The 25334-nt window shown below is 60.0% G+C and carries 20 protein-coding genes; 12 read left to right on the top strand and 8 right to left on the bottom strand.

Going from position 1 to position 25334, the window contains the following annotated elements; genetic code table 11:
- Positions 1 to 111: 111 nt before the first annotated feature.
- On the top strand, positions 112 to 921 hold the full coding sequence (murI, locus tag WJU23_RS08415; RefSeq protein ID WP_346332108.1) for a glutamate racemase: 810 nt from the start codon (positions 112 to 114) through the stop codon (positions 919 to 921).
- A 309-nt stretch (positions 922 to 1230) separates the two neighbouring features.
- Here murI and trmD read toward each other — a convergent pair whose 3' ends face one another.
- On the bottom strand, positions 1231 to 1920 hold the full coding sequence (gene trmD / locus WJU23_RS08410; protein ID WP_346332107.1) for a tRNA (guanosine(37)-N1)-methyltransferase TrmD: 690 nt from the start codon (positions 1918 to 1920) through the stop codon (positions 1231 to 1233).
- A 155-nt stretch (positions 1921 to 2075) separates the two neighbouring features.
- Between trmD and WJU23_RS08405 the strand changes: the two genes are divergently transcribed.
- The 5 genes from WJU23_RS08405 to WJU23_RS08385 are packed head-to-tail and all read left to right on the top strand — an operon-like array spanning position 2076 to position 5824.
- Complete coding sequence (locus tag WJU23_RS08405; RefSeq protein ID WP_346332106.1) at positions 2076 to 2921, top strand: MotA/TolQ/ExbB proton channel family protein; 846 nt, start codon at positions 2076 to 2078, stop codon at positions 2919 to 2921.
- Entirely contained in the window at positions 2918 to 3349 is a 432-nt protein-coding gene (locus WJU23_RS08400; RefSeq protein WP_346332105.1) for a biopolymer transporter ExbD, read from the top strand. Before WJU23_RS08405 ends, WJU23_RS08400 begins: the two co-directional genes overlap by 4 nt.
- An 8-nt stretch (positions 3350 to 3357) precedes the next feature.
- A complete protein-coding gene (locus WJU23_RS08395) occupies positions 3358 to 4173 on the top strand; it encodes a TonB C-terminal domain-containing protein (protein WP_346332104.1) in 816 nt (271 codons plus the stop codon).
- The gene (locus WJU23_RS08390) at positions 4173 to 5372 is read left to right on the top strand and encodes a hypothetical protein (RefSeq protein ID WP_346332103.1); all 1200 of its coding nucleotides are present in this window, start codon (positions 4173 to 4175) and stop codon (positions 5370 to 5372) included. Before WJU23_RS08395 ends, WJU23_RS08390 begins: the two co-directional genes overlap by 1 nt.
- Positions 5369 to 5824 carry an OmpA family protein gene (locus WJU23_RS08385; protein WP_346332102.1) on the top strand — a complete coding sequence of 152 codons (456 nt, stop codon included), beginning with the start codon at positions 5369 to 5371 and terminating at the stop codon, positions 5822 to 5824. The genes WJU23_RS08390 and WJU23_RS08385 overlap by 4 nt, the downstream gene beginning before the upstream one ends.
- A 21-nt stretch (positions 5825 to 5845) precedes the next feature.
- Here WJU23_RS08385 and smc read toward each other — a convergent pair whose 3' ends face one another.
- The 3 genes from smc to WJU23_RS08370 all read right to left on the bottom strand — a co-directional run bounded on the left by smc (position 5846) and on the right by WJU23_RS08370 (position 12319).
- Positions 5846 to 9751 carry a chromosome segregation protein SMC gene (smc, locus tag WJU23_RS08380; RefSeq protein WP_346332101.1) on the bottom strand — a complete coding sequence of 1302 codons (3906 nt, stop codon included), beginning with the start codon at positions 9749 to 9751 and terminating at the stop codon, positions 5846 to 5848.
- Between the two features lie 235 nt (positions 9752 to 9986).
- Positions 9987 to 10418 carry a thioredoxin family protein gene (locus WJU23_RS08375; RefSeq protein ID WP_346332100.1) on the bottom strand — a complete coding sequence of 144 codons (432 nt, stop codon included), beginning with the start codon at positions 10416 to 10418 and terminating at the stop codon, positions 9987 to 9989.
- 50 nt (positions 10419 to 10468) lie between these two features.
- The gene (locus WJU23_RS08370) at positions 10469 to 12319 is read right to left on the bottom strand and encodes an ABC transporter transmembrane domain-containing protein (RefSeq protein ID WP_346332099.1); all 1851 of its coding nucleotides are present in this window, start codon (positions 12317 to 12319) and stop codon (positions 10469 to 10471) included.
- A gap of 99 nt (positions 12320 to 12418) precedes the next feature.
- Here WJU23_RS08370 and WJU23_RS08365 point away from each other — a divergent pair, with 99 nt between their 5' ends.
- Positions 12419 to 14020, top strand: coding sequence for an FAD-dependent protein (locus WJU23_RS08365; RefSeq protein WP_346332098.1), 1602 nt, complete (start codon positions 12419 to 12421; stop codon positions 14018 to 14020).
- A gap of 468 nt (positions 14021 to 14488) precedes the next feature.
- On the opposite strand, the gene WJU23_RS08360 is transcribed toward WJU23_RS08365, so the two are convergent.
- From WJU23_RS08360 to WJU23_RS08350, 3 genes are all read right to left on the bottom strand, one after another.
- Complete coding sequence (locus WJU23_RS08360) at positions 14489 to 15025, bottom strand: DUF4112 domain-containing protein (protein ID WP_346332097.1); 537 nt, start codon at positions 15023 to 15025, stop codon at positions 14489 to 14491.
- A 136-nt stretch (positions 15026 to 15161) separates the two neighbouring features.
- Positions 15162 to 15827, bottom strand: a complete 666-nt coding sequence (locus WJU23_RS08355) for a sigma-70 family RNA polymerase sigma factor (RefSeq protein WP_346332096.1) — start codon at positions 15825 to 15827, stop codon at positions 15162 to 15164.
- A gap of 120 nt (positions 15828 to 15947) precedes the next feature.
- On the bottom strand, positions 15948 to 17627 hold the full coding sequence (locus tag WJU23_RS08350) for a ribulokinase (protein WP_346332095.1): 1680 nt from the start codon (positions 17625 to 17627) through the stop codon (positions 15948 to 15950).
- A gap of 115 nt (positions 17628 to 17742) precedes the next feature.
- Here WJU23_RS08350 and WJU23_RS08345 point away from each other — a divergent pair, with 115 nt between their 5' ends.
- A complete protein-coding gene (locus WJU23_RS08345) occupies positions 17743 to 18498 on the top strand; it encodes a HesA/MoeB/ThiF family protein (protein WP_346332094.1) in 756 nt (251 codons plus the stop codon).
- 6 nt (positions 18499 to 18504) lie between these two features.
- Here the strand turns inward: WJU23_RS08345 and WJU23_RS08340 are convergent, their stop codons facing one another.
- Complete coding sequence (locus WJU23_RS08340; protein WP_346332093.1) at positions 18505 to 19926, bottom strand: hypothetical protein; 1422 nt, start codon at positions 19924 to 19926, stop codon at positions 18505 to 18507.
- Positions 19927 to 20716: 790 nt separating this feature from the next.
- Here WJU23_RS08340 and WJU23_RS08335 point away from each other — a divergent pair.
- The 4 genes from WJU23_RS08335 (at position 20717) to WJU23_RS08320 (ending at position 25286) form a co-directional block, all read left to right on the top strand.
- Positions 20717 to 21547: a hypothetical protein gene (locus WJU23_RS08335; RefSeq protein WP_346332092.1), complete on the top strand. Its 831-nt coding sequence runs from the start codon at positions 20717 to 20719 to the stop codon at positions 21545 to 21547.
- A 49-nt stretch (positions 21548 to 21596) separates the two neighbouring features.
- Positions 21597 to 22931 carry an exodeoxyribonuclease VII large subunit gene (xseA, locus tag WJU23_RS08330; protein ID WP_346332091.1) on the top strand — a complete coding sequence of 445 codons (1335 nt, stop codon included), beginning with the start codon at positions 21597 to 21599 and terminating at the stop codon, positions 22929 to 22931.
- Positions 22932 to 23020: 89 nt separating this feature from the next.
- On the top strand, positions 23021 to 23872 hold the full coding sequence (locus tag WJU23_RS08325) for an EF-hand domain-containing protein (protein ID WP_346332090.1): 852 nt from the start codon (positions 23021 to 23023) through the stop codon (positions 23870 to 23872).
- 127 nt (positions 23873 to 23999) lie between these two features.
- On the top strand, positions 24000 to 25286 hold the full coding sequence (locus WJU23_RS08320; RefSeq protein ID WP_346332089.1) for a polysaccharide lyase 6 family protein: 1287 nt from the start codon (positions 24000 to 24002) through the stop codon (positions 25284 to 25286).
- The last annotated feature ends 48 nt before the right edge of the window (positions 25287 to 25334 follow it).

Raw genomic sequence — 25334 nt, 5'->3', positions numbered from 1 at the left:
GGGGCAGCTTCTTAAAGGCGTTTGACCAGAGGCCATGCTAATCCGAAATCAATCCTGTTCATGCGCCAAATCGTGTGAATCTGTACTATCTCATCGTGCCTGCCCACCTCCATGACCGCTCCTGATTCCTCCGCCCCCCTCGGTGTCTTTGATTCCGGCGTCGGTGGCCTCACCGTCGTCCGCGCCCTGCGGGAGCTCCTGCCGGATGAGTCCATCATCTACCTCGGCGATACCGCCCGTGTGCCTTATGGCTCCAAATCCCCCGACACCATCCGCCGCTTTTCTGTGGAGGACACCCAGTTCCTCGTCGGCCATGGGGTCAAGGCCGTCATCGTCGCCTGCAACACCGCCACCGCCCACGCCCTGCCGCTCCTGCAGTCCACCTTCCGCGTTCCTGTCATCGGCGTCTTGGAGCCCGGCGTCGAGGCCACCCTGTCAGATCCAAACTGCGAGCGCGTCGGCATCATCGGCACCGCCGGCACCATCCGCAGCAGTGCGTATCAGTACGCACTCGCCATGCGCAAGCCCGGCCTTCAGATCCACGCCATCCCAACCCCCCTCCTCGTCCCCTTCGTCGAAGAAGGCTGGACTGACCATCCCGCCCTTGAGTCCGTCCTCCACGAGTATTTGACTCCCCTCCTGGACAAAGGCGTGGACACCCTCGTCCTCGGCTGCACCCACTATCCTCTCCTCGTCCCCCTGTTGAAAAAAATGCTCGGCGACCAACTGCGCCTCGTGGACAGCGCCAGCACCTGCGCCGCCCACGTGAAAACCCTGCTTGAGGCACAAAACCTCCTCCGCCTCCCCGGCGAAAAACCCACTCTCGACATCTACCTCACCGACCTCGCCGAGCAGGCCGAAGCTCTCGCCAAACGCTTCCTCGGCAGCACCTTCAACAAAGTCAAAAAAGCCACCCTGTAACATGGAGCGCGGGCGTCCCGCCTGCCGTCTTCTGCGTCCCGCAGAAGACCGTCCCTAGATCCCCGACAAGCTAAGCGATTCCCCTCGTCCTGTGACGCCCGGCCAAGGAGTGAGGCCATCCTGGCCTCATATTGAGGGCAGGATGCCCTCACTCCTTGCGTCCGCCCCCAGGCATCCTTCCTCCTGCGCTCATCCATCGCCTCCTCGCCACTCCAATCACGGTTTTCCGCGAGACGCAGAAAACAGCAGGCGGGACGCCCGCGCTCCAGTACACCCGTCTCCGGTCCTCGCTCACCAAAAATAATCTTTTTACCCTCCTTCCCCCGCCTCCCCCAACAAATCCGGCCGCATCCTCCGCGTCCTCTCCAGCGCCTGCTCTCGCCGCCACTCCGCGATCCTCCCATGGTTCCCGCTGAGTAAAATATCCGGCACCCGCAGTCCCTCAAACTCCGCCGGCTTCGTGTAGTGCGGTGCTTCCAGCAGCCCGCTTGCGCCAAAGGACTCCTCCACCGCGCTCAGGTCATCCCCCAGCACCCCCGGCAGCAGCCGCACAATCGCGTCCATCACCACCACCGCCGCGATGGCCCCGTTCGTCAGCACATAGTCACCCAGGCTCAGCTCCTCATCCACCCAGTGGTCCACCACCCGCTGGTCCATGCCCTCATAGTGTCCGGACAGGAAAATCAGATGCTCCTCCCCAGCCAGCCGCTGCGCCGCCGCCTGGTCAAAACGCCTCCCCGCAGGCGACATCAAAATCACCCGCGCCTTCTCCGTATGCACCTTCTCCAGCGCCGCGAACAGCGGCTCCGGCCTCAGCAGCATCCCTTGCCCCCCGCCATACGGCGTATCATCCACCTGTTTGTGCCGGCCCAGCCCATGCTCCCGCAGATCATGCACATGTACCTCCACCGCCCCCTTCTCCTGGGCCCGACCCATGATGCTTGTGCCCATCGGAACAGTGATGAGTTCAGGAAACAGAGTGATGACGTCCAGGCGCACAAGTGAGCTATGCCGTGAAGGGCAGGGGAGTGCAAGTGGTGGAAGATTCCTTCACCTTATCATTCACTGGCAGCCGCCCGGCACGCGGAACGAGGGTTGAATCTTGTGTTGACGGCAGACATTCAAGATCGTTTAACTATGCAACTTTGTTTCCGATGCATTTGACTCCACTCGCTGCGGTGTCCGGCCTTCAGTTCGGGCTGGAAAATCTCTCTCTGCCCAGCCTCGTCATTGCGGGACTGCTGGCGGGCCTGTCCATCATCAGCTGGACGGTCCTGATGGTGAAGTGGCACCTGCTCGGGCGGGCGCGGGCGGCGAACAATGTCTTCATGGGCAAGTTCCGCGAGAGCGCGCATCCGCTGGCCCTTTACCTGACCCGGGAGCGGGAGGCGGTGTCGCCCATGTATCATGTGTATCATGAGGCGTGCCGGGAGCTGGCCTTTTACCTGGTGGGGGAGGAAGAGCCTGGGCGCAGCTTTAACAGCCGGCTGCAGGGGGCGGGGCGCATCACGTCCTCCCAGATGGGCGCGGTCCAGAATGCCATGGAGCGGGCGGTGGTGACGGCGGCGACAAAGGCGGAGGGGAAGCTGGGCATCCTGGCCACAATACTGGCGGCGGCGCCTTTCCTGGGACTGCTAGGCACTGTGTGGGGGATGCTGGACGTCTTTGCCCTCCTGGCGCAGACGGAAGGGGAGGCTGGTATGGCGGCCCTGGCCCCGGGCGTCTGCTCGGCCCTGCTGACGACTCTGCTGGCGCTGTTTGTGACGCTGCCCAGCCTGATCGCCTACAACTACCTGGTGTCCAAAATCCGGGGGCTGATTGTGCGGCTGGACAATTTTGCCAATGAACTGAGCGGCGTCCTGGACCGACAGTTTGTGGATCATCGCAGCCCGGATGAAAGCCTGCCGAGCCTGGGCGAGATGGGTGCTCCGACGATGCCCGGCTTCAGCAACCCGCCCACCCAGTCCCTGGCACCCGGAAGCAAACTGACCACCGCATGAAGCGTGCTTCCCAGCGTCATCTGCCGGTTTATGTGAACCAGGTGAACATCACAGCCCTGCTGGACCTGGTGCTGGTGTTGCTGCTGGTTTTCATTGTCGCGGTTCCTTTCCTGCGCCGGGAGAAGGTGGTGGAGACCGTGCCGCTGGTCCTGCCTGAGGAACTGCCGAAAAGGGATTCAGTACCGAAGGAACGCATCCTCCTGGTGATCCAGCGGGATCAAAAGATCGTACTAGAAGGGAAAACGGTGACGGGGGAGCAACTGATGCCGGAGATCAAGAAGCAGCTCGCTACCCGGCCGGACAGCGGCGTGCTGGTAAAAATGCCGTCCAACTTTGCCGCCGGTTCGTTGGCCAGATTGATGGAAGAGATGAACCGCGCGGGAGTCCGGCACACGGCTGTCGAGGTGGTGGAAAGTTCCAAGCCTTGACTCCTCACATGCGATCCGCCTCCCCTAAAACCCCACTGGAGCCGATGGCGGCCGCCTTTATCGGGGTGGCATTGCTCCATTTCCTGGCAGGCGGTGTGATCTGGGGCCTGCTGCCGCTGTGGAAGCCTGCGCTTCCCGGCCAGAAGGGCGATACGGACGACATGGAAGGCCGCTATTGGTTTGCCCCGGCAGATTACAAACGCGAAGGTGTGGTTGCGCCCGCTCTGCCCGAAAATGCACCTGTCGATGCGGCTAACACGGCTGATGTCTCAAAGCCACCGCCAGAAGCAAAGCCAAAGGTTGTGGGCGAGGCAAAGAAGTCTCCGGGCACGTTGGCCGATAATCCCGTGCAGCCCGCCCCGGCCCCGCAGTCTGCGGTGGTGCGCCCCACCAGCAAGATCATCACACTTTCCCCGGTGCTGGATGTGGAAGGCAAAGAAGTGCCCCTGGTGAAATCCACCCGGCCTCCCGTGACCATGATGGACATGCTCAAGCAGGAGAAGCTGGAGGAGGTGGAAAAAAAGGCGGCGGGAGGTGCGGACATGGACCCCGTGCTAAAGGCGCTGGAGGAGGCCCTGATGGAGACGTGGAATGCTCCGTCTCTGAGCGATGTACCGGTCCTGCAACGTGACGCGAAGCTGAGGATCGTCATCAGCCGCGATGGAGGAATTGCCGAAACGAAGATGGTCAAAACCTCCGGATCTGCGGTCCTGGATGAGACGGTCACCCAGGCGGGAGCATCGCTGAAAAAGATTTCGCAGTCTCTCCCTTCAAGTTTTCCGAAAGACCGCTACACTGTGGAGGTAAACTTCCACATCGAGTAATGACCGGCCAGCGCATCTTCCTTATCACTCTGTTACTGCTTTTCCAGCCAGTGGCGGAGGCCGTCACCCTGCCGTCCTGGCTGAAAGGGCCAGGGGTGAAGAAGCAGGAGCCTGTTAAACTGCCCTCCCGGACGCTCCGCGTGGGAGACTTTACAGGTGGGACGGGTGGCAGTGCCAAATTGGCGCTGGCGAAGGAACTGACCACCTCACGTGAATTTTTGCTGACGGATGAGGCGGCGGATTTCATTGTTACCGGCAGCTCCGTTGGCGGCCGGGTGACGGGCAGGCTGACGCGGGCGGACGGCAAGGTCCTTTTTGAGCGCACTTATGCGGCCCCCGGCCTGGATGAAAACCTGCAGGTCTTTTCAGACGATGTCATCCTGGCTGCCACGGGCCGGCCGGGCCTGTCCGCCAGCCGGCTGGTGTTTGTGAGCGACCGTTCTGGCACGCGGCAGATCTACATGTGCGATGTGAACGGCAAGGAGATCCAGCAGATCACCCGGCATCCTCTGGGGGCGGTCTCGCCCACGCTTTCGCCGGACGGGGCGGCGGTGGCCTATACCACCTACCGTGCCGGCTTTCCCATCGTGCTGATCCTGGATCTGGGCCTCGGCTGGGAGCGCACCGTGACGGATACGCCAGGCACCAGCTTTGGCGCGGCTTTTTCCCCTGATGGACAAAAGCTAGCCCTGGTGATGAGTTTCCTGGGCAATCCGGAGATCTTTGTGACGGACCTGAGTACGAACACGGCTGGCTGCATTAGCGACACGGTGGGGGCACCCAGCGGTCCGTCCTGGCATCCGGATGGCAAGCAGGTCATCTTTGCCGATGACCGCGGCAAGGGACCGAGGTTATACGTCGCCGAAGTGCCTGAAAAAGAGAAAACCGAGGCGCGGCTCTTCCTGTGGCGGTCCGGCTATAGCTTTTGCACCGACCCTGAATTCTCCCCCGATGGCCGCAAGGTGGCCTTCACCGCGCGGACAGGTAAAGAAACTTCTGTGGTGATACGCGACTATCCGCAAGGCGCGGCGCAGGTGATCCAGGCCGATGGCGCCCAGCATCCCTCCTGGAGCCCGAACGGGCGCTATCTATGCTACTCACAGCATGGCACCCTGTATGTGCATGACCTGCGCACATCCCAGCGCCGGGCTGTACTCACCCAATACGGCACCATTTCCGAACCCCGCTGGATGCGATGAGATTTTTTCTTTTATACTCTGCGTTCGCCCTCGGCCTGTGCAGTTGCACCACTCCTCCGGCCCTGCTTCAGGAGCAGGAGGCCGACATCGTTTTTGCCCTGGGGCCCAAAGAAGGCTTCACCAGCCCAATGGCCGCCCCGTTGAAGCCTGCCTGTCCGGCCCTGGAATTCCCCGGCACCAGCTTTGCCCTGAATGGCGGGCAGAAGAAAACCCTGCAAGGCCTGGCCGCTGACTGGAAGGAGACGAAGCTACGTTATCTCATCGCTGGTTATACTCCGCCGGAACTGCCTGGGGATTATGCACGCAGCCTTTCCGAAAGACGTGCCCAGGCCGTGCGGCAGTACCTGATTGAAAACGGCGTGGAAGCCGCCAGCCTGCAAACCATCGGCTTCGGCCATGACTCCGCCCCCTCCGGCCCGAGCACCAGTGTGGTAGTCATTTACAAGCAGTAAGGAGGCTGTGGTAACGAGGTGTCAGCAGGCGAGCACGGGTTCTTCTACAGGCTCCGGCGGCGCTTCTGTAGCAGGTTCATGATGGGCCTCTTCAGCTTCCACCTCGGCCTCCAGGCGCAGCTCTTCCTGCTTGGATGGCTTGGTATCCTCCGTGGTCATCCGCACGCCGATGGGCTTGCTGACGCCAAACTCCTGCATGGACACGCCATAGATGACATCTGCCCGGCTCATGGTGCGCTTGTTATGCGTGACGATGATGAACTGGGAGTTATCAATGAAATTGTCCAGCATCTTCAGGAAGCGGGAAATATTGGATTCATCCAAAGGCGCATCCAGCTCGTCCAGCACGCAGAAGGGGCTAGGTTTCACCTGATAGATGGAGAAGAGCAAAGCGACCGCTGTCATGCTGCGCTCTCCGCCTGAAAGCAGGGAGATGGTCTGCAGCTTCTTGCCCGGCGGTTTGGCGATGATCTCAATGCCGGACTCAAGCGGATCCGTGTCATCCGTGAGCATGAGGTCGGCCTTGGCGGTGGGGCCGAAGAGTTCGCGGAAGTTGTTATGGAAGAAGCCGCGCACAAGCTCAAAGGTCTCCGAGAACATGATCTTGGTGGTCTCGTTGATCTTGGCGATGACCTGCAACAGCTCCTCCTTGGAGTTCACCAGATCGTTATGCTGGGTATCGAGGAAGTTGTGGCGCTCCTCCAGTTCTTCAAATTCCTGGATGGCATCCAGATTGACCGCGCCGATGCTCTCCAGCTTCTGGCGCAGCTCGCCAACGACTTCGCTGACGAAGTCCCAATCAGGGTGGCCTTCCTCTCCGGGAATCTCAATGGCATCCAGGTCCACCTCATCCGCATCCACGACGGGTATAGGCGTGGGTTCGCTATCGGCTTCCTCGCTGGATTCCGTGTAGGCCGCAGATTCTGATTCGGCCTCGGGTTCGGCAGATTCAGCTTCGCTGATGGCCAGGGTATTCTTGCGCTTGTCGCCTCCCCGGCCACGGGATTTCTTCTGCTCGCTGATGCTGTACATCAGCGCGTGGTAATCTGGCTCAAAGGCGGAGATGTGGAAGGCGTATCGTTCCTGGACCTGGTTGATGAGGTTCTCCAATCGCAGGTCCACACGGGTGAGCTGCACCTCGATGCGGTTGCGGGAATCGTTCAGGCCGTTGGTCTGCTGGCGGAGTTGCACGAGCTGGTTCTCCAGTTCAGTCACCCGCTCAAAGGCGGAGGCGCGTTCTTCGGTCTTGTTCTGAAGGTGCTCGTCAATGGCCTCAATGGCACCGCGCTGGGACTCGACTTGCTCAGCGAAGCGGGCGTTCTCGGCGATGCTCTGCTCAATGCGGCTGCGCCAGGTGTTGATCTCGAGATCGAAACGCTGGATCGCTGCTTCCAGTTCATGAAGGCGGGTGGCCATGGGGGCCTTTTGGCGCTCGATGGACTGAAGGGCGCTCTGCTCCAGGGCGAGCGCGGTGCGGAGTTCGTTAAGGCGCTCGCTGGATTCGAGTTCACGACGCAGGAAGGCCTCCATCTCGATCTCGAGTTCGCCCTCATGAATGCGGGCGCCTTCGAGCTGCTCCTGGGCCACAGAGGACTCCTCTTTCTGCCAGGCGATCTGAGCCTCGGCAGCCTGGATGCGGCTGGTGATCTGGTTCTGGTCCCACTCCACACTCTCCAGTTTGGTGGTGGCCTGCTGAAGTGAGCGCTGGACCACGGAGAGCTTGCCGGTGAGCGTGGAGAAGCCTTCGCGGGCACGCTGGCTCTGCTCGCGCAGGGTCAGTTCCTCCCTCTGCATGTCTTCCACCTGGGCGCGTAGCTGTGCCACGGCATCCTCTTTTTCCATGACCTGGTATTCATAACCTTCCAGCTCCTCCTTGAGGGTGCGCACCTCGGCCTCGCGGCGGAGCATGGAGGCGGCTTCCTCTTTGGTGGCACCGCCATGGATGACGCCATCCGCGGCGATGAACTCGCCTTGGAGCGTCGCAATGGCGACATCGCGAAGCTGCTTCTTGAGGCGCAGCGCGGTGTGCAGGTCATCCACGATGAGGACGTTGTTCAGCAGGCGGTCGGTCAGCTCCTGCACGCCCTGGCGGGCCTTCACTTTGTCAATGGCCCAGGCGATGCCGCCTTCCGGTACAAGCTGGCGGTCAGGCACCGCACGCATGGTGGCGAAATCGTGAGGAAGCAGAGCGGCTTTGCCCAACTGTTTGTTAGACAGGCGGTCCAGGATCTGGGAGGCAAGCTCGCTATCAGTCAGCAGAACAGCCTGCAAGTGGTCGCGTAAAGCGGCCTCGATGGCGGCGATGAACTGCGGCTCCACTTCAATGGCTGAGGCAAGCAGACCGCGAACGCCGACGGAATAGACTTCGGGATTGTCCAGGCCCTTGAGCACCTGCTGGGTGCCTTCGGCCAGGCCTTCGCCCTTTTGCAAAAGCTGCTCAATGATCTCGATACGGGACCGGCGCTGGGTGACGGCGCGCTGAAGCTCGGTCAGCTCTTCGTTGAGGGAATCGCGCTGGGCGCGTTTTTCAATGATCTCACGGGCGCAGTGCTTGGCCTTTTCATCCAGTTCGTTGCGGGTTTCTTCGAGGTCCTGGATCTCCTTTTGAAGATTGTCGAATTCGATCTGGCTGGTCTCCTTGGCCTCAGCGGATACCTGTCTGTCGTGGGACAGGGTTTCATGACGCTGGCGGTCAGCGGCGATCTGATTGGTCAGGGACTGGGCGCGGGCATCGGCGGCGGCGATCTGCCCTTCGAACTGCCGGATGGCTTCACGCACGGAGCGGCGGTCGGTGTCCAGCCGGCTGCGGTCAGGCATGATGGCGTTATGAACGGACAGATGCTCGTTCAGGGCCATCTGCCGGGTCTCAATGTTTTCGCGGATGCTGATGAGCTGCTCATCGGCGCTGATCATCTCCATGCGCTGCTGCTCAAGGTGCTGCTGGCCCTGCTGGATGTGCTCCTCATTCTGGCGTATGCGGCCGGTGAGCTCTTCGTTACGCTCATTGTTAAACCCGATGCGGCCCTCGGCGCTCTGCACCTGGCTGCGCAGCTCCTGCGCCTGCTGGCGGAGCTGGTTGATCTGGGATTCCACCGAGTGGTAGGCCTCGCGGGTTTCGGCGGCTTCCACTTCGGTGGTCTGAAGCCGGACCTGCAACTGCTCAAGCTGCTCTGTCATCATCCGCACATGATTTTCGGACTCCGCCTTCTCCGCGCTGTATTCGCTGTAATGACGGTGGGCGAGGTGAGTGTCAAACATCCGCACATCATCCAGCAGGGTTTGATATCGGCGGGCCTTCGCCGCCTGTCTCTGGAGGGTGCCCATCTGCCGCTTCACCTCCGCAATGACGTCTGCCACGCGCAGCAGGTTGGCCTCAGTATATTCCAGCTTGCGCAGCGCCTCTTTCTTCTGGCCTTTGAACTTGGTGATGCCCGCTGCCTCTTCGAAGACCATGCGCCGGTCTTCCGGTTTGGAGCTGAGCAGCATGTCAATCTGGCCCTGGGCCATGATGGAGTAGGCCTGGCGGCCAATGCCGGTACCGGAGAACAAGTCATTGATGTCCTTGAGCCGGCAGACGGTGTTGTTGAGCCGGTATTCGCTGCGACCATCGCGGAATACCCGGCGGCAAATCGCCACCTCATTGTATTCCACGCCGAGCGTCTGCTCGCAGTCAGCCATGGTCAGTACCACCTCAGCCAGACCCACCGGTTTGCGTTTGTCCGTGCCATTGAAAATAACATCCGCCATCTCCTCCCCGCGCAGCGCCTTCGCCGAAGTCTCCCCCAGCACCCAGCGGATCGCATCCACTACATTTGACTTGCCACACCCGTTCGGCCCGACGATTCCCGTCACCCCCTTGTGAAACTCAAAGTGCGTCTTGTCCGCAAAGGACTTGAAACCGTGGAGGGTGAGGCTTTTGAGGTACATAACGGTGGCAGCGTGTTAACCGGATACAGTGCCAGATGCAGTGATATCGAGGCAAGTTAGAAACCTGTTTTTTACTATATCTTGTAGTTTATTAAGATGTCTAAAACAAGATATACGATTTGATAGAGGATGCTTTATGTGAATAAAGGGGATCTGTGTGAATAAGGGCGGATAAAACAAAACCCACCTGCGACGGATCGCGGGTGGGTTAAATTGAGGTAGCTAGAGCAGAATTTTATTCTGCTTTTGGGGCGGTTTTGGCCAGGACTTTTTCGAGGGTGCCGGCGAATTCGCCGGGGCTGGTACCGCCGATTTGGTTGCCGATGTCTTTGCCTTTGGCGTCTAAGAACTGGATGTGAGGGATGCCGGTGACATTGTATTTCCGTGCAGGGTCGCCATTGGCTTCGACATCCACATCCAGATAGGCCCAGACGAATTTGTCATGCATGGGGGCGACTTCCTTGCTTGGATAGACGGTCTTTTTCATGGACTGGCAGGGACCGCACCAGACGGCGGAAAAGACGACGACGAGGGGCTTGTTTTCTGCTTTGGCCTGTTTCAGCGCGGCCTTGTAATCGGTGCTGAAGTTGGGGCTGCCTTTTGGGAAGTCTGCGGCCATCATAGGCAGGGCGATGAGAGCGGCGAGGAGGGTGAGAAGATGTTTCATGGTATTGGGGGTGGCTAGGCGCACGGTTATGAGACGAATGTGGTCAGGATTTATTCCAACTGTAAACGCGCCAGGGTGCCGTAAAGGCTGCCTTCTTTGGCGACAAGTTGCTCGTGGGTGCCGCGCTCGACGATGGTGCCGGCACTGAGGACGAGGATCTGGTCACAACGGCGGACGGTGGAGAGGCGATGGGCGATGATGATGGAAGTGCGGTTTTCCATGAGCTTGTCCAGGGCATCCTGGACGAGTCGCTCGCTCTCGGCATCCAGGCTGCTGGTGGCCTCATCCAGAATTAGAATGGCCGGATCGGCGAGGATGGCGCGGGCAATAGCGATGCGCTGACGCTGGCCACCAGAAAGCTGGGTGCCGCGCTCTCCGACGAGGGTGTCATAACCTTCCGGCATGGTCTCGATGAAAAGATGGGCATTGGCCTTTTTGGCGGCTTCGTAGATTTCGGCCTCGGTGGCGTCCGGTTTTCCGTAGGCGATGTTTTCGCGGATGCTGCCGCCAAAGAGGAGCACCTCCTGCGGAACGAGGGCCAGGTTTTGGCGGAGGGTCGGCAGGGCCATGTCCTGGATAGGCTGGCCATCCACGAGGATGCGGCCGCTGGTGGGCTCATAAAAGCGGTAGAGCAGGGAGATGGAGGTGGTCTTGCCGCTGCCGCTGGGGCCGACGAGGGCGATGCGCTGGCCGGCGAGGGCCTTGAAGGAGAATTCGCGCAGGACGGGTGAATCTGGGCGGGAGGGGTAGGAGAAACAGAGGTTATCCACCTCAATTTCACCCTTGAACCGGATTTTGGGTGGGTTGGCCACCTCGGGTTCAGTTGGCTCCAGCAGGATTTCGCGGACGCGATCCGTGGCACCAAGCGTGCGCTGGAGTTGGGCAATGAGCTCAGAAAAGGCGGCAAAGGAGGCTCCGATCATGCCGCTGAGAGCCGCAAAGCGGGAGAGGTCAGCGGCAGGGATTTCGCCCTCGCTGAGCATTTTTAAAGCGACCCAGGCCACAACGATGAGGGCGAGGCTGAAGGCAAAGATGATGAAGGAGACAAAAGCGGCGCGGGGTGCGGCGGCGCGGATGGCGGTCTTGAGGAAATGGCCCAGCCGGCTGTCATAGCGGGCGATCTCATGGGCTTCATTGGCAAAAGCTTTGACGCTGATGATGCTCTGCAAGCTTTCTTCCACGATGACCTGGGAACCCGCGAGATTGTCCTGAGCCTTGCGGGTGAGCTTGCGAATCCTGGCACCAAAGATGGCGATCATGACGATGACCACCGGGATGGTGCCGATCATGACCAGGGCCAGCTTGACCGAAATCTGGAGGACTAGGACGAGGCAGCCGATGAGCATGACCGTATGCCGGATGAGCATGGGGATGGTGAGCACCAGGGTTTCCCGCATGGACTCGACATCATTGGCCAGGCGGGAAGAAAGCTCCCCGACCCGCCGGGCGTTGAGGATGGACATGGGCAGCCGGATGATGCGGCTGAAGGTCTCCATGCGCAGGGCGGCCAGGGCGCGCTCGCTGGCTTTGGCAAAGAGCATGATGCGCCAGAAGGCGATGAATGCCTGGGTGGATACAATGGCCACCATGATCATGACGGAGTGCCAGAGCTCCTCCATCCATTCCGGTCCTTTGGCCCCACCGAGGCCTTTGCCGGCCACCTCGGCCAGCATGTTGATGAAGGCCACGGTCAGCATGGCGGTCATGGCCAGGGCGATCAGCGCCGGAATGAAGACGTTGAAATGGGGGCGCAAGTAGCGCAGGAAAAAAGCGGCATCCCTCCAGGCCGTGCGGTCCCAGATTTTTTTGGCCGGTATAGCATCGGAAGGGAGCGTGGACGCACCGGGTCCTTTTACATCGGGACGGTCAGGGGTGTTGTGGGAGGCAGACTTGGCGGACATTCGGGGAAGGGGACTTTGGCAGGATGCGCAAGGATGGCAAGGCGGCAGTCAACTGGTTGCAACCTAGGCGAGTATGAACGAACGACATTCCCGCCTCCCATGCTGCAAGTTTCTCAACTCAATCTCCCTGTGGACCATACCGATGCCGACCTGCGTGCGGCCTTGTTGAAACGCCTCGGGGTGAAGGATGCCACTTTTACCCTCAAGCAGCGTGCCATTGATGCGCGGCGCGGCCATGTGAACTTCAGCTATACGCTGCTGGTGGAGGTGGCGGATGAGGCGCGGGTGCTGAAGGCGCTCAAGGCGGATACCAAGGTGGTTGTGGCACCGGATGAGACTTATTTGGAGGTCAAGGTGGGTCAAGGCGGTCAAGGGGCCGCGAAGCAAGGCAGGCCGGTGATTGTGGGGACGGGGCCTTGCGGGCTTTTTGCGGGGCTGTTGCTGGCACGGGCGGGGCTGAAACCGATCCTGCTGGAGCGTGGCAAGGCGGCAGGGGACAGGGCGCGGGATGTGACGGGTTTTTGGCGGCGCGGCTGGGATTTTAATCCGGAATCCAATGTGCAGTATGGGGAAGGGGGGGCAGGCACCTTTTCCGATGGCAAACTATATACCCAAATTCGCGACCGGGAGCACCGCATCCCGTGGCTGCTGAAGGAAATGGTGGCGGCAGGTGCGCCGGAGGACATCCTGGTGAAGGCGCGGCCACACATTGGCACGGACCGGCTTATTAAAGTGGTGCGGCATGTGCGGGAGGAAATCATTTCCCTGGGGGGCGAAGTGCGCTTTGGCTGCCGGGTGAAGGATGTGGTGATCGAAAAAGGGGTGATGCGTGCGGTGGTGCTGGCGGACGGGGCGGTGATCGAGGGCAGTCCCATTGTCTTTGCTGTCGGGCACAGCAGCCGGGACACCTTTGCCATGCTTCATGAGCGGGGCATTCCTTTTGATCCGAAGCCCTTCTCTGTGGGCGTGCGCATCGAGCATCCGCAGCGGCTGGTGGACAAGATGCTGTTTGGCAAATGGGCCGGGCATGAGCGCCTAGGCTCGGCTCCGTATAAATTTGTGGCGCATTGTGAGACTGAGCGCAGCGCGTATAGCTTTTGCATGTGCCCGGGGGGGCTGGTGGTGGCGGCCACATCTGAGCCAGGCATGGTGGTGACCAATGGAATGAGCAGCTATGCGCGGGCCGAGGCGAACGCGAATGCGGGCTTCATGGTGGAGGTGGGGCCGCAGGATTATGGCCAGGCACATCCGCTGGCGGGCATCGAGTTTCAAAGGCAGATCGAGCGGCGGGCCTATGAGGTGGGCGGCAGCAATTACCATGCCCCGGCGCAGCTTTTGGGGGATTTCATGGCCGGACGTGCCTCCACCAGCCAAGGGACGGTGAAGCCTTCCTATGAACCCGGGGTGGTCTGGAGCGACCTGCGTGAAGTGCTGCCCGAAGGTGTGATCGCGACGCTAAAGGAAGCCATCCCGCGCATCAACAAAGGCATGCCGGGTTTCGACCTGGAAGATGCCGTGCTGACGGCAGCAGAGACACGCAGCTCGGCACCAGTGCGGATTCCGCGGGATCCGGTGAGCTATGAATGTGTCTCGTTGAAGAATTTTTATCCGGCCGGTGAAGGGGCCGGTTATGCCGGAGGCATCATCTCTGCTGCGGCTGACGGCATGCGGGTGGCGGAGGCGATTTTAAGGGCGCGGTGATAGTTTATCGCGGCTCCTTCAATAACTGTTCCGCGCGGTCATAAAACCGGAGTAAGTCATCATCCTTGAGGGTGTCCCGGAAGATGCAGCAGACCCAGCCGCCGCCTAGGCACCAGGATTCGCCTTTGGGGGAATGGGCCAGTTCCATCCGGGTTGCCGGGGTCAGAAAGCGGCAGCCTGTATCAGCATCCCCATGGATGGACCAGCGGCCGCCGATGACGCCGGGTGATGATGAGATATCCGATGGTGATTGTGACCACGCATGGGCTAAAATAGATAACCGTATGCCACCCTTTCTGGGGGCCAGGGCCTAGCACCGGCACCATGGCCACCATTCCAGCCAAGGTGAGCAAGGTCAGAAAGATGAGGATGACATCGTTCCCTGGGGCAGCGCGATATGCCGGTCTGGCCATGAGCACCTGATATCACTTTAATCGCATGGGGAAAGCCGCCTGTTTAAAAACAGGCTCACTCAACCAATCCAGTCTCGCGCAGAAGCCACACGTAGAAGGTAAATAGGCCAATGAGCATGGCGATGAGAAACACGACAAGGAGACCGACGAAGATGAAGACGCGGAAGGTGCTTTTACGGACGGCCTGCTGATGGCCTGCCTGCCAGGACTGGAGGAGGCGGAGGTTCCGCATGTTGGACTTGAAGAAGGCACTGACCACCGGACCGCCTAGGGGGATGTAATCGAAGAAGGTATTGACCAGCATATTGCCGCCCATGCGGATGAGCACAGGGAGGCTGACGCCTGAGCGGACTGCCTCCACCAGGATGATGAGGCCGCCGCCGGAGGCGACAGTGCTGCCGACACCAGGGAAGAGGGCGAGGATGGGGTCCAGGCCGATCTTGAAATTGGTGCCGGGAATTCGCAGCCAGTTGTCAAGCCATTTAGCCAGGAAGCGGGCGAGTTCAGACTCCTGGGCGAGTTTTCCAGCCTGGCTGCCAGGGGTTCCGGGGGGCAGGACTTCATCAATGTGGATGCGGTCAGCGGGAGGCATGGACAGAAAGGGTAAAAAGATTTTTGGGAAAAAAATTCTTTGGATTCCTTTCCCCGGTAGGCGTGAGATGCAGATGGTCTGCGCCTCACTCTGCACCTGTATTCGTGGCTGCCCGGGAGGCCACGGGCATGGAATTTCAGAGCATGGTGTGCTCCAAGGCCTGCACTTCTTTTTTGACCAGGGCACCGACGCGGTGCTTGGCCAGGTAAACCTGGGCGGCATTGATGCCGAGGGCTTCGCTGGTTTTTTTGACGCCCCAGCCTTTCATGACATAGCAGTCGAAGATCTGGAACTGGCGTGGGGAGACTTTGGCCTTCACGCGCTCCAGGGCGGCGGCGGTGATGTTGTCCCGCCACTCTTTGTCCCAGATGTTTTCCAGGAGGTTGTCCTTGTCATTGGAGAGGCGGTCCAGGGCGAGGTTGCTGGTCTCCTCGCTGTCGGAATTTCCCTGGTCGGCGAGGGAGGGCTGGCGCTTGCGGGCGCGGAAGACATCCAGGACGCGCCAGCGAGTCATTTGCAGGAGCCACGCTTTGAATGATCCGGCGCGGGGATCATACTGGCCTTTCTGCACCTGGCGGGCGATGGCGATGATTGTCTCCTGGATGACGTCAAAGGCTTCTTCGCGGGTCAGACCAGCTTTGGTTGCGACGCTGTAAATGAGCCGCCAGTAAGTCTGGTAAAATTCATTCCAGGTGCGCTGGTCCTCCCAGTTGTTCAGGCGTTCGATCAGGCTCTTGCGGGTTTTTTCCCACAAGCCCTTGTCTTTTTTTGCGTCTTCGGGGATGTCTGGCGTTTCCTCCATTGGTGTGGATTGTCAGCGTTTGAATCGTACTGTCAAACCCCGTCTGTGAGGGGGCGGACCCCCGTTTGAAAAAAAGGTGTCTTTCGAAAAATGTGAATTACCAGTCACAGACAAGGCGAATCAACCTTGACGGGAGCGGATCTCCAGGAGCTTTTTCATGACGTGAGCCAGGTTGCCCTGCCATTGAGCGGTGCCAAAGGCATCATGCAGGGTGTGATAAAGTGCATACAATTCGGCATAAACGGCCTGGTTTTCCGGGATGGGAAAATAGACTTTTTCGCGGGTGGCGGTGACTTTGGCCTGGAGGGTGCCGATATCCGCGATGCCGGCGGCGGCCGCGCCGAAAATGGCGGCACCCAGGGCGCAGGTCTGCTCGCTCTGGCTGACCTTCATAGGCTTGCCGATGATGTCGGCATAACATTGCATGAGGGTGGCGTTTTTGATGGAGAGGCCGCCGGTGTTGATGATCTCGCGGATCTCCACGCCGTATTCTTCCACGCGCTTGATGATCGTAAGGGCGCCGAAGGCGGTGGCCTCGATGTAGGCGCGGTAGATTTCATGGGCCTCGGTGTGGAGGGTCTGGCCTAACAAGAGGCCTGTCAGACGGACGTCCACCAGGACGGTGCGGTTGCCATTGTTCCAGTCCAGGGCGAGCAGACCGGAGGCACCGGGCTTCTGCGCGGACATGGCTTTTTCCATGGCGTTAAACTTGTCGCCAATGCTGCTGCCGTAGCTTTCGGGAACGAGATTTTTGACGAGCCAGAGGAAAAGGTCCCCGACAGCGCTCTGGCCGGCTTCGATACCGTAATAACCAGGGAGCACAGAGCCATTGACGATGCCGCAGACACCGGGGATGTCCGCCAGGGGCTGGTCGGCGGGGGTGATCATGAGGTCGCAGGTGCTGGTGCCGAGGATTTTCACCAGCGTGCCTTCTTTGATGCCGGCACCGACTGCACCCATGTGGGCATCGAACGCACCGACGGAAATGGCGATGCCTTCCGGCAGGCCGAGCTTGGCGGCCCATTCGACGCAGAGGGTGCCGGCTTTGACATCGGAGGTGTGGGCTTCGTCGTAAAGGCGGTCACGCAGATCAGCGAGGGCGGGATCGAGTTTGCCAAGAAATTCCTGGTCGGGCAGGCCGCCCCATTCGGCGCTGAACATGGCCTTGTGACCGGCGGCGCAGATGCTGCGCTTCAGGGTATGCGGATTGGTATCGCCCGCGAGCACGGCAGGCAGCCAGTCGCAATGCTCGACGAAGCTATACGCAGCTTCGAAGACGGCGGGGTCGGTGCGGCGGAGCCGGAGGATTTTGCTCCAGAACCATTCGCTGGAATAAATGCCCCCGCACTTGGCGATGATGTTGGGACGCATTTCCTGAGCCAGGGCGGTGATCTCAGCAGCCTCGGCATAACCGGTGTGGTCTTTCCAGAGCCAGACCATGGCATTGAGGTTGTTTTTAAACTCTGGGAGAAGGCCGAGCGGAGTGCCATCGCTGTTGACCGGGATGGGGGTGCTGCCGGTGGTGTCCATGCCGATGCCGACGACCTGGGCGGGATCAAAGCCCGGGATTTTCTCAGCGGCCTGCTCCAGAGCACCCCGGGTGATGGCCACCATGCCGTCCAGATAGTCCTGGGGATTTTGCCGGGCGACGTGGGGGTTCTTGGGATCCAGCAGCACGCCCATTTCACCGGAGGGGTAGTTGAAGACGGAGGAACCGACCTCGGCTCCGTTTTCAAGGTCAATGAGAAGGGAGCGGCAGGAGTTGGTGCCATAGTCAATGCCAAGGGCGTACTGTTTCATGGTCAGGATGGGCAGGAAAATCGGTGCGAGTGTAGAGACTGCAACCCGCAGGGCCAGCAAAAACCGGACAGATTGACGATTGAAGCGCAGGCTGCTCCCGGTTTAGGCTCCGCGCATGCCTGACCTGCCCGAACTCACCGATGCCGACCGCTCCCTCTACCAATGGCAGATGTGGGTTCCGGGCGTGGGGGAAGATGGGCAGCGGAAGCTGAAAGGTGCCAGCGTGCTGGTTTCCCGCGTGGGCGGGCTTGGAGGGCTGGTGGCCATGGAACTGGCGGCTGCGGGGGTGGGCAGGCTGGTCCTGGCGCATGGAGGCAACCTGAAACTGCCGGATCTAAACCGCCAGCTTTTGCAAACCCGCGCCCATGTCGGACAGCCGCGCATGGAAAACATCGTGAAACGATTGAGGGAGCTGAACCCCGACTGCGAGGTGGTTGGTGTGGCTGAGAATGTGAACGAGGACAATGCGGCAGCCCTGGTGGCGCAGGCGGACTATGTGGTGGATGCGGCGCCTTTGTTTCAAGAAAGACTGGCGCTGAATGCGGCGGCAATGCGGGCGGGAAAACCCATGGTGGAATGTGCCATGCACACCCTGGAGGCGACTGTGACCACGTTTATTCCAGGACAGACCGGCTGCCTGGCGTGTTATGTGCCGGAGGTGCCGCCAACGTGGACACGGCAGTTTCCGGTTTTTGGCGCAGTCTCCGGCACGGCCGCCTGCCTGGGGGCGATGGAGGTGGTCAAGCTCATCACCGGCATCGGCAAACCGCTGGCGGGTGAGATGCTGTGCATGGACCTGGGCACGATGCAGTTCCGCCGGGTGAAGCTGCCGAAACGAAACGGGTGCGATGTTTGCGGAACGGCAAGGTGAGCGGCTTTACCGTCCCACTGGCACGGCGCGCTGAATCTCGTTGGGCAGATCACTGGATTTGCCGGATTTTCCCTTGGGTTCAGGTGGAACGGAATACCAGTTAAGCTGGGGCACGCCGACGAGCTGCACCCACTGCTGAGAACCCAGCTTGACCCACTCCAGCTCCACGATGGCCCAGACCTGGGCACCCCAAGGGATGCGCTCCTTGAGATCGCGGCCCACCTGGGAATCCTTTTCCACAAACACGGTGGTGAGGAAGGGGTTTGGCGGGGCTGGACCGATGCGGAAAGCGTCTTTGTTATCCGAATTGGGGACTTTGCCCTCGAAGTAATGCATGCGGGTGATGCCGACGTGAAAACGGGCGGCACCTTCCTGGTATTCTTCAAAGAACTTCTCCAGAATGCGGTCTTTGAATTCCACAAAAGACAGCCAGTCCACCTGCCAGCCGTCGCGGCCTTCCTCCAGCATTACCGGGACGGGATATTCCCAGGCGCGGCTTTCCACACCAAACACGGCATGGGCACCGCCGCCCATTTGGGGCTTGGGGTCCAGGCGCACCAGTCCGGCGGCATCAATGCGGATGGGGCCATCCGCCTGCGTCTGATAATACCGCTCCATCAGCGGTTTCATGGAGCTTGCGGCAAGGGTGTATTTCAGGCGCTCTTGAAGGTCTTTGGCATTGAGGAACTTGAGGAGGGCATCGGCTGCGGGCCTGCCTTCTTCCGAAACCTCAATTTTGACTTCGCTGGCGGCGGGCATGACGACGCTGCTGGTAGTGTCGGGTGAGGTGTCGTTTTGAAGACCATGCGCCATCGGTTTGGAGGGGACCTCCATGAGACCGCCTGCGGGAGTCTCAGGCGTGGGGACAGATTGCAGGGCGGCCATGTCTTCAGGAGTCGGCACGATAGCACGAGGAGGGGCCGTCTCTTCCGGGTCAAAAACGGCTTTGGGCTTCGTTTCCGTCACGTTTGGTTCCGTGAACTGCGCAGGCAGGGAATCTGGCGTGATGGCACCTTCCGGCAGTTCGGTCATCGCCGCATCGTCATCGGGTGGCATGTAGCGGTTCACCACTTCCATGAGAGGCTCCCGGAACATCCAGCCGGCAGCGGCCAGAAAACCTGCCAGAAAAATCACCGCCAGGGCAAACATGAAAATGTTAGAACTGCGGTTAGGTTTTTTGATGGGCCGCATGGGCCGTGGGGCCGCAGGCGACAACTCACTGGGTGCCTCGGGCGATTGTACTGGCGCTGCTGCGGGGATTTCGCGGGAAAGCAGTGACGAAGGTGAGGACGGTGCACCGGCTTGGTTCCCGAAGAGGGGTAATGTCGGTGAGCCGGGGATGAGGCTGCTATGAGCGGGGGCACCCGTACCTGCTACGCGCGGTTGGGGAAGGAAGGCGGAGCCTGTATTTGGGGTAGCGGCAGGCATGGCACCCTGCCTGTCTGGATTGCTGCCCCAAGGCGTGGCGGGTTGCTGTGGAGGAACTGAGAGGGGGGGCTGACCTTCCGCTCTGCGTGGTGGCAGTCCCTGCGGTTGGGTGCTGGCGGGAGATTGAGGAAAGGCTGGCTGCTGAGGGCTCCCACCCAGCAGAGTTTGTCCCAGGCCGGGCTGCTGCCAGGGAGCTGGTGGAGGGGTGGCCTGAGATGGAGGGCTGGAAGCCGAGGGTGGCAGGCCTCCCAAAAACGCTCCACCTTGGGGGGCCTGAGGATTTCCGCCCGGACTGAGATGCTGGGAAATGGAATGGGGCATCGGCATCACCGGCCCTTGAGGAAAGCCAGCGGGCCCAGCGGGTGGTTGCGCAGGCGGAGCGGGTTGTGCCGGAGGCTGCGGCTGTGGCGCCGGGTTGCCAAAAAAGGACGCGGGAGCAGACGTTGAAGCATTTGGTGATGTGACCATCTGGCCACAGATCGGACACGGGCCGGTCACCCCTGCCATATGGGATGGCACGGTGAGCACGCTTTGACACGCGCTGCACTGAAACTGAAGCACATCCGGGTTCATAACGGGAGTAAGAGGGGGTTTCTCAGGATTAAGAAAGTATCGCCGACCTGTTGCCTCTCGACAAGTGAGGTTTCAACATTGTTTAAAAAAACTAGAATTAAATGGGTCTTTACGAGGGAATGAGCAATTTAGCGCAAAAGTTATACCCCAAAGTTATGAACATATAAACATCTTCGATTGTTAAAATGTTAAGATTTGCTAAATAACTGCATTCCTCATGTCACAGAACACTTTCCGTGCCAGCACCAAAGATCGCACGCTGCGGCGGAGTGACCGTGGCCAGCTCACCAATGTGAGCCGCCACCCGCATCAAAAACGGCTGAAGAGTGTGAAAAAGATGAAACGGGCGGTGGCGGTCATTTTGCTTTTTCCGCTGGGACTGGTCACGGCCTTTACCCTGATTGAAATGCTCTGGCGTGCGGTGATCCGGCTGGAATTCTGGCGGACTGAGGAGGTGATTTTTTTCGTGGTGGGCGGACTGGCCTGGGCGGTGACCTATGCCACGGGCTGGCGGCCGGTGCGGAGCTATGTCTTTGGCCATGAAGTCAGTCATCTGCTTGTGGCACGTGCCTTTGGGGGCAAGATATTGGATTGGGACTTTTCGGCGACGGGTGGATATGTGGAAACGAACAAGTCCAACACCTGGATCACCCTGGCCCCTTATTTGCTGCCCTTTTATTCGCTGGTCGTGCTGCTGCTGTTCGGCATCGTGGGCATGTTCTGGAACCTTCACGGAATGCAGCATGTGGGCCTTGGCAGCGTGGATCTGAACTTTAAACCGGTCTGGTTTTTTTATGCGATGCTGGGACTGACCTGGTGCTTTCATGCCACCTTCACGTGGAAGACGGTGTTCATTGAGCAGAGCGACCTGCAACGGAACGGTGAGTTCTTTTCCATGCTGCTGATCTTCCTGGTGAATGTGCTGTTGCTGGTGGCGCTCTTCATTGCTGCTTCACCCTCTCCCGGCCTCGGAGTGGCGGAGGTGGGCCGCTGCTGGGCAGCCACGGCCGGTTCAGTGTGGGATTTTTTCCTGGGCAGCTTCTGGTGATGATTTCCCGCTGGCAGGCCGGTCAGGCAGCGCTACAGGGACAGGGCACATGCAGCCTGAGAATGTACTCTCCGTCACCGAACTCACCCGCGAAATTCGCGAGGTGCTGCAAGGCCACATCGGCACGGTGTGGGTGGAAGGGGAGATCAGCAACCATCGTCTGCAAAGCAGCGGGCACCAGTATTTCACCCTTAAGGATGCAGGCTCACAGCTCTCTTGCGTGATGTTTCGCGGAGCAGCCCGCAGTGGCATCCGGCTGGGCGACGGTGCCCAGGTTCAGGTGCAGGGGGAGGTATCGGTCTATGAACCGCGCGGGCAGTACCAGATGGTGGTGAAGCAGGTGCAGATGAAAGGAAAGGGCGGCCTGCAGGCGCAGTTTGAGGCACTGAAGCGCAAGCTTTATGAGGAGGGGCTTTTCGACCCTTCCGAAAAGCAGCCCATTCCCAAATATCCGCGCGTGGTGGCGCTGATCACCTCACCCACCGGCGCGGCCATCCAGGACATGCTGAACATCCTCACCCGCCGGGCACCTTGGATTCATGTGCTGGTGTTTCCCGTCAGGGTGCAGGGGCAGGGGGTGGAGCGGGAAACCATCCGCGCACTGGAAATACTGAATGATGCCGAAGCGCATGGACTGCCAGTGCCGGATACCATTGTCATCGGGCGTGGCGGCGGCAGCATTGAAGATCTGTGGGCATACAACGAAGAGTCGCTTGCCCGCGCCGTGTATGCCTCGCGGATTCCGGTCATATCTGCGGTGGGCCACGAGATTGACTTTACCATTGCCGACTTTGTGGCGGATCTGAGGGCACCGACACCGAGTGCGGCCGCAGAGCTGCTGGCACCGGATGCGGCCGAGCTGAAACGGCATTTTGAATCGCTCTCCCGCCGCCTCAACGGCCAGCTCAGTGTGCGGCTGGACCAGTATGAGCAGACGCTGGATTTCATACGGCGCGGGGCTTTAAAATCTGAACCCGAGCGCCAGTTGCAGGCTGCGGAACAGACCGTGGATGACCTGGAATACCGTCTCAAAGACGCGGTCCGTGAGCATCTCCAGGCGCTGGCCGACCAAGTCGCAGAGCGGCAGCAGACCGTCACCAGCCATCATCCGCAAGTGATGCTGACCGAGGTCACGCACCGGCTGGAAAACCAGGCGCAGCAGTTGAAGCAGCTTCTCTTGCACCGGCTGGAAAGGATGGAGGACGATGTCTCCTCCAAGGTGAAGCTGCTCAGAAATCTGGGGCCTGAATCCGTGCTCGCGCGCGGGTTCTCCTACACCACGGATGCCCATGGAAAAGTCATCACCCAGGAGGATGAAGTGGCACCTGGCCAGACTCTGGTGACGAGGTTGCGACAAGGGCAGGTCAAAAGTACTGTGCAGTAAAATCGCATCTTTTCTGAAAGAGTGCGCAACTGCGCCTGATGCGCTGTGTTGGAGTGTCTGTTGTTGAAAAACACCCAACCTGTCCAATTATGAAATCACACAAAACAACAGTTTATATTTTAAGCCTGCTGGCAGTAGGCACCACCCTGGGCCTGGCCCAGGAAGGGGAGCGCAAAGGCCCGCCAGGAGGCGGCAACCGCCTGGCAGAGTTCCTCAAGCGGGCCGATGCAAACAGCGACGGCAAAATTAGCAAAGAGGAATATGGCAGCATCGCCCGCGGAGGTGGTGACGAGCGCTTCGCCGCCATGGATGCCAACAGCGACGGTTATGTGGACGAGGCCGAAATCAAAGCCGTGGCCGAAAAAATGGGCGACCGGATGCGTGGACGTGGCGAAGGCAAAGGGGGGGGCCGCAAAGGAGATGAGGGCGGATTTCGTCGTCCGCCCGAAGGAGATGCCCCCAAACCGGAGGGTGACCGGCCCATGCCGCCCGAAGGTGGACGCCGTCCTGAAGGCGGACCCCCACGCGGTCCTGGAGGTCCTGGCGGCCCGCCCATGATGGATGAAGTCTTTGGCCGAATGGACAAAAACAGCGACGGCATTGTAAGCAAGGAAGAATACATCAAATTCTCCAAACAGGAGATCGAAACACGCTTCGGCCGCATGGATTTCAATTCTGACGGCAATCTGTCCAAAGAAGAAATGAAAGAGGGCATGGAGCGGATGCGCAACGCCATGCGTGGCCCAGGCGGACCCGGAGGTCCTGGCGGTCCAGGCCGTGGACCTGGCGGACCCGGTGGGCCCGATGGAGCCCCACGCCGTGGCGGACCTGAAGGGGGCGAAGGCGGCTTCCGCCGCCCGCCATCCCAGGACGGTGAAAAGAGCAGTCCGCGTCCGGAATTCGAAAAAGAAGCCGAAGCTCCGAAAAAGGAAGAGGCCTGATCATCCTTTTGGTTAGTGTGCTCTGACAAAGACGGAATCTCCTGCGGGGGATTCCGTCTCTTGTTTTCATGAGGATGCAAGAAGAGCGTGGCTTCTGCTTATCTCTTCCACCCCCTCGTCCTCCAGTATGCGTTTATTCATTGCCGCCCTTTTTCTGCCCCTTTTATCCCATGCCCGTGTGATGCCTGTCGCGGATGCGGATGCGCTGGCCAAAGCTGTCAAGGCCGCGATGCCGGGGGATACGATCCTGCTCCGCGAAGGCGAATGGGCGGATACATTGGTGAAGTTTAGGGCGCAGGGGACGAAGGAGGCACCCATTACACTGCGGGCAGCCGTGCCGGGGAAGACCATCTTCACGGGAGCTTCAGGACTGCGCATCGGCGGGGAGAATCTGGTCGTAGAGGGACTGTGGTTTCAAAACCCTGATCCGGCTGTGGGAGATACCATTGAGTTTCGCATCGATTCCAAAAACCTCGCCCGGCATTGCCGGCTGACCGGTTGCGTGATCACGCTGACACCCGACCTGGCCAGCAAGGATGAAAAGGAATCTCACTGGGTGGGCATTTACGGCGCGGACAACAGGCTGGACCACTGCCTCATTCAGGGAAAGGCATCCAAAGGGACGACTCTTGTCGTGTGGCTAGGCGGTGAAAATGTGGGCCGGCACACCATTGAGCAGAATTACTTTGGCCCCCGCGAAAAACTGGGCAAAAACGGCGGCGAAACCATTCGTGTGGGGGACAGCAAGAACTCCATGCAGACAGCGTCCTGCATCATCCGTCAAAACCTCTTCGAAAAATGCAACGGCGAGGCCGAGTGCATCTCCAACAAGTCCTGCGGCAATCTGTATCAGGAGAACTCTTTCCTCGAAGTGAGCGGCACGCTGACGCTCCGCCATGGCAACGCCTGCATCGTGGAAAAGAACGGCTTTTTTGGTAACCAGGCCAAAGGCACCGGCGGCATCCGCATCATTGGCGAGGACCACATCGTACGCGACAACTACCTGGAAAACCTGGCTGGCGACGAGGTGCGCTGCGCCATCACCTTCATGATGGGCCTGCCGGATTCCCCGCTTCATGGCTACTTCCAGGTGAAGCGTGCCCGCGTGGAAGGCAACAGCATCGTGGACTGTAAGCATCCCTTCCTGATCGCCCTGGAAGGCGACAAAGTGCCCGGTAAACCGTCACTGCCTCCCGTGGACTGCCTGATCACCGGGAACCAAGTGAGCGCCACGAAGTCCATCATTGTGGATGCCCGTGGTGATCTGGCAGGAATCCGCTGGCAGGATAACCACTTCTACGGAAAAGAGCCGGGCGTGCCGGTTACTGAGGGCCTCGGATGGGGCAAAGAGCCAGCCATTGAAAAAAGGCAGCCCCTGGCCCGCAGCAAAGTGGGACCGGCCTGGTGGCAGTGACTTTTTGCTGATTTGCCAGGGCGCACGGCGACGCCGCCTTGACAGAGG

The organism is Prosthecobacter sp. SYSU 5D2 (assembly GCF_039655865.1).
In the GTDB taxonomy this organism is placed as follows: domain Bacteria; phylum Verrucomicrobiota; class Verrucomicrobiia; order Verrucomicrobiales; family Verrucomicrobiaceae; genus Prosthecobacter.
This window is presented reverse-complemented; position numbering and strand designations above follow the sequence as displayed.

Coding starts and splice junctions, on each gene's coding strand:
- murI (WP_346332108.1), top strand. CDS start 112: ATGACCGCTCCTGATTCCTCCGCCCCCCTCGGTGTCTTTGATTCCGGC.
- WJU23_RS08405 (WP_346332106.1), top strand. CDS start 2,076: ATGCATTTGACTCCACTCGCTGCGGTGTCCGGCCTTCAGTTCGGGCTG.
- WJU23_RS08400 (WP_346332105.1), top strand. CDS start 2,918: ATGAAGCGTGCTTCCCAGCGTCATCTGCCGGTTTATGTGAACCAGGTG.
- WJU23_RS08395 (WP_346332104.1), top strand. CDS start 3,358: ATGCGATCCGCCTCCCCTAAAACCCCACTGGAGCCGATGGCGGCCGCC.
- WJU23_RS08390 (WP_346332103.1), top strand. CDS start 4,173: ATGACCGGCCAGCGCATCTTCCTTATCACTCTGTTACTGCTTTTCCAG.
- WJU23_RS08385 (WP_346332102.1), top strand. CDS start 5,369: ATGAGATTTTTTCTTTTATACTCTGCGTTCGCCCTCGGCCTGTGCAGT.
- smc (WP_346332101.1), bottom strand. CDS start 9,751: ATGTACCTCAAAAGCCTCACCCTCCACGGTTTCAAGTCCTTTGCGGAC.
- WJU23_RS08375 (WP_346332100.1), bottom strand. CDS start 10,418: ATGAAACATCTTCTCACCCTCCTCGCCGCTCTCATCGCCCTGCCTATG.
- WJU23_RS08370 (WP_346332099.1), bottom strand. CDS start 12,319: ATGTCCGCCAAGTCTGCCTCCCACAACACCCCTGACCGTCCCGATGTA.
- WJU23_RS08365 (WP_346332098.1), top strand. CDS start 12,419: ATGCTGCAAGTTTCTCAACTCAATCTCCCTGTGGACCATACCGATGCC.
- WJU23_RS08360 (WP_346332097.1), bottom strand. CDS start 15,025: ATGCCTCCCGCTGACCGCATCCACATTGATGAAGTCCTGCCCCCCGGA.
- WJU23_RS08355 (WP_346332096.1), bottom strand. CDS start 15,827: ATGGAGGAAACGCCAGACATCCCCGAAGACGCAAAAAAAGACAAGGGC.
- WJU23_RS08350 (WP_346332095.1), bottom strand. CDS start 17,627: ATGAAACAGTACGCCCTTGGCATTGACTATGGCACCAACTCCTGCCGC.
- WJU23_RS08345 (WP_346332094.1), top strand. CDS start 17,743: ATGCCTGACCTGCCCGAACTCACCGATGCCGACCGCTCCCTCTACCAA.
- WJU23_RS08340 (WP_346332093.1), bottom strand. CDS start 19,926: ATGCCTGCCGCTACCCCAAATACAGGCTCCGCCTTCCTTCCCCAACCG.
- WJU23_RS08335 (WP_346332092.1), top strand. CDS start 20,717: ATGTCACAGAACACTTTCCGTGCCAGCACCAAAGATCGCACGCTGCGG.
- xseA (WP_346332091.1), top strand. CDS start 21,597: ATGCAGCCTGAGAATGTACTCTCCGTCACCGAACTCACCCGCGAAATT.
- WJU23_RS08325 (WP_346332090.1), top strand. CDS start 23,021: ATGAAATCACACAAAACAACAGTTTATATTTTAAGCCTGCTGGCAGTA.
- WJU23_RS08320 (WP_346332089.1), top strand. CDS start 24,000: ATGCGTTTATTCATTGCCGCCCTTTTTCTGCCCCTTTTATCCCATGCC.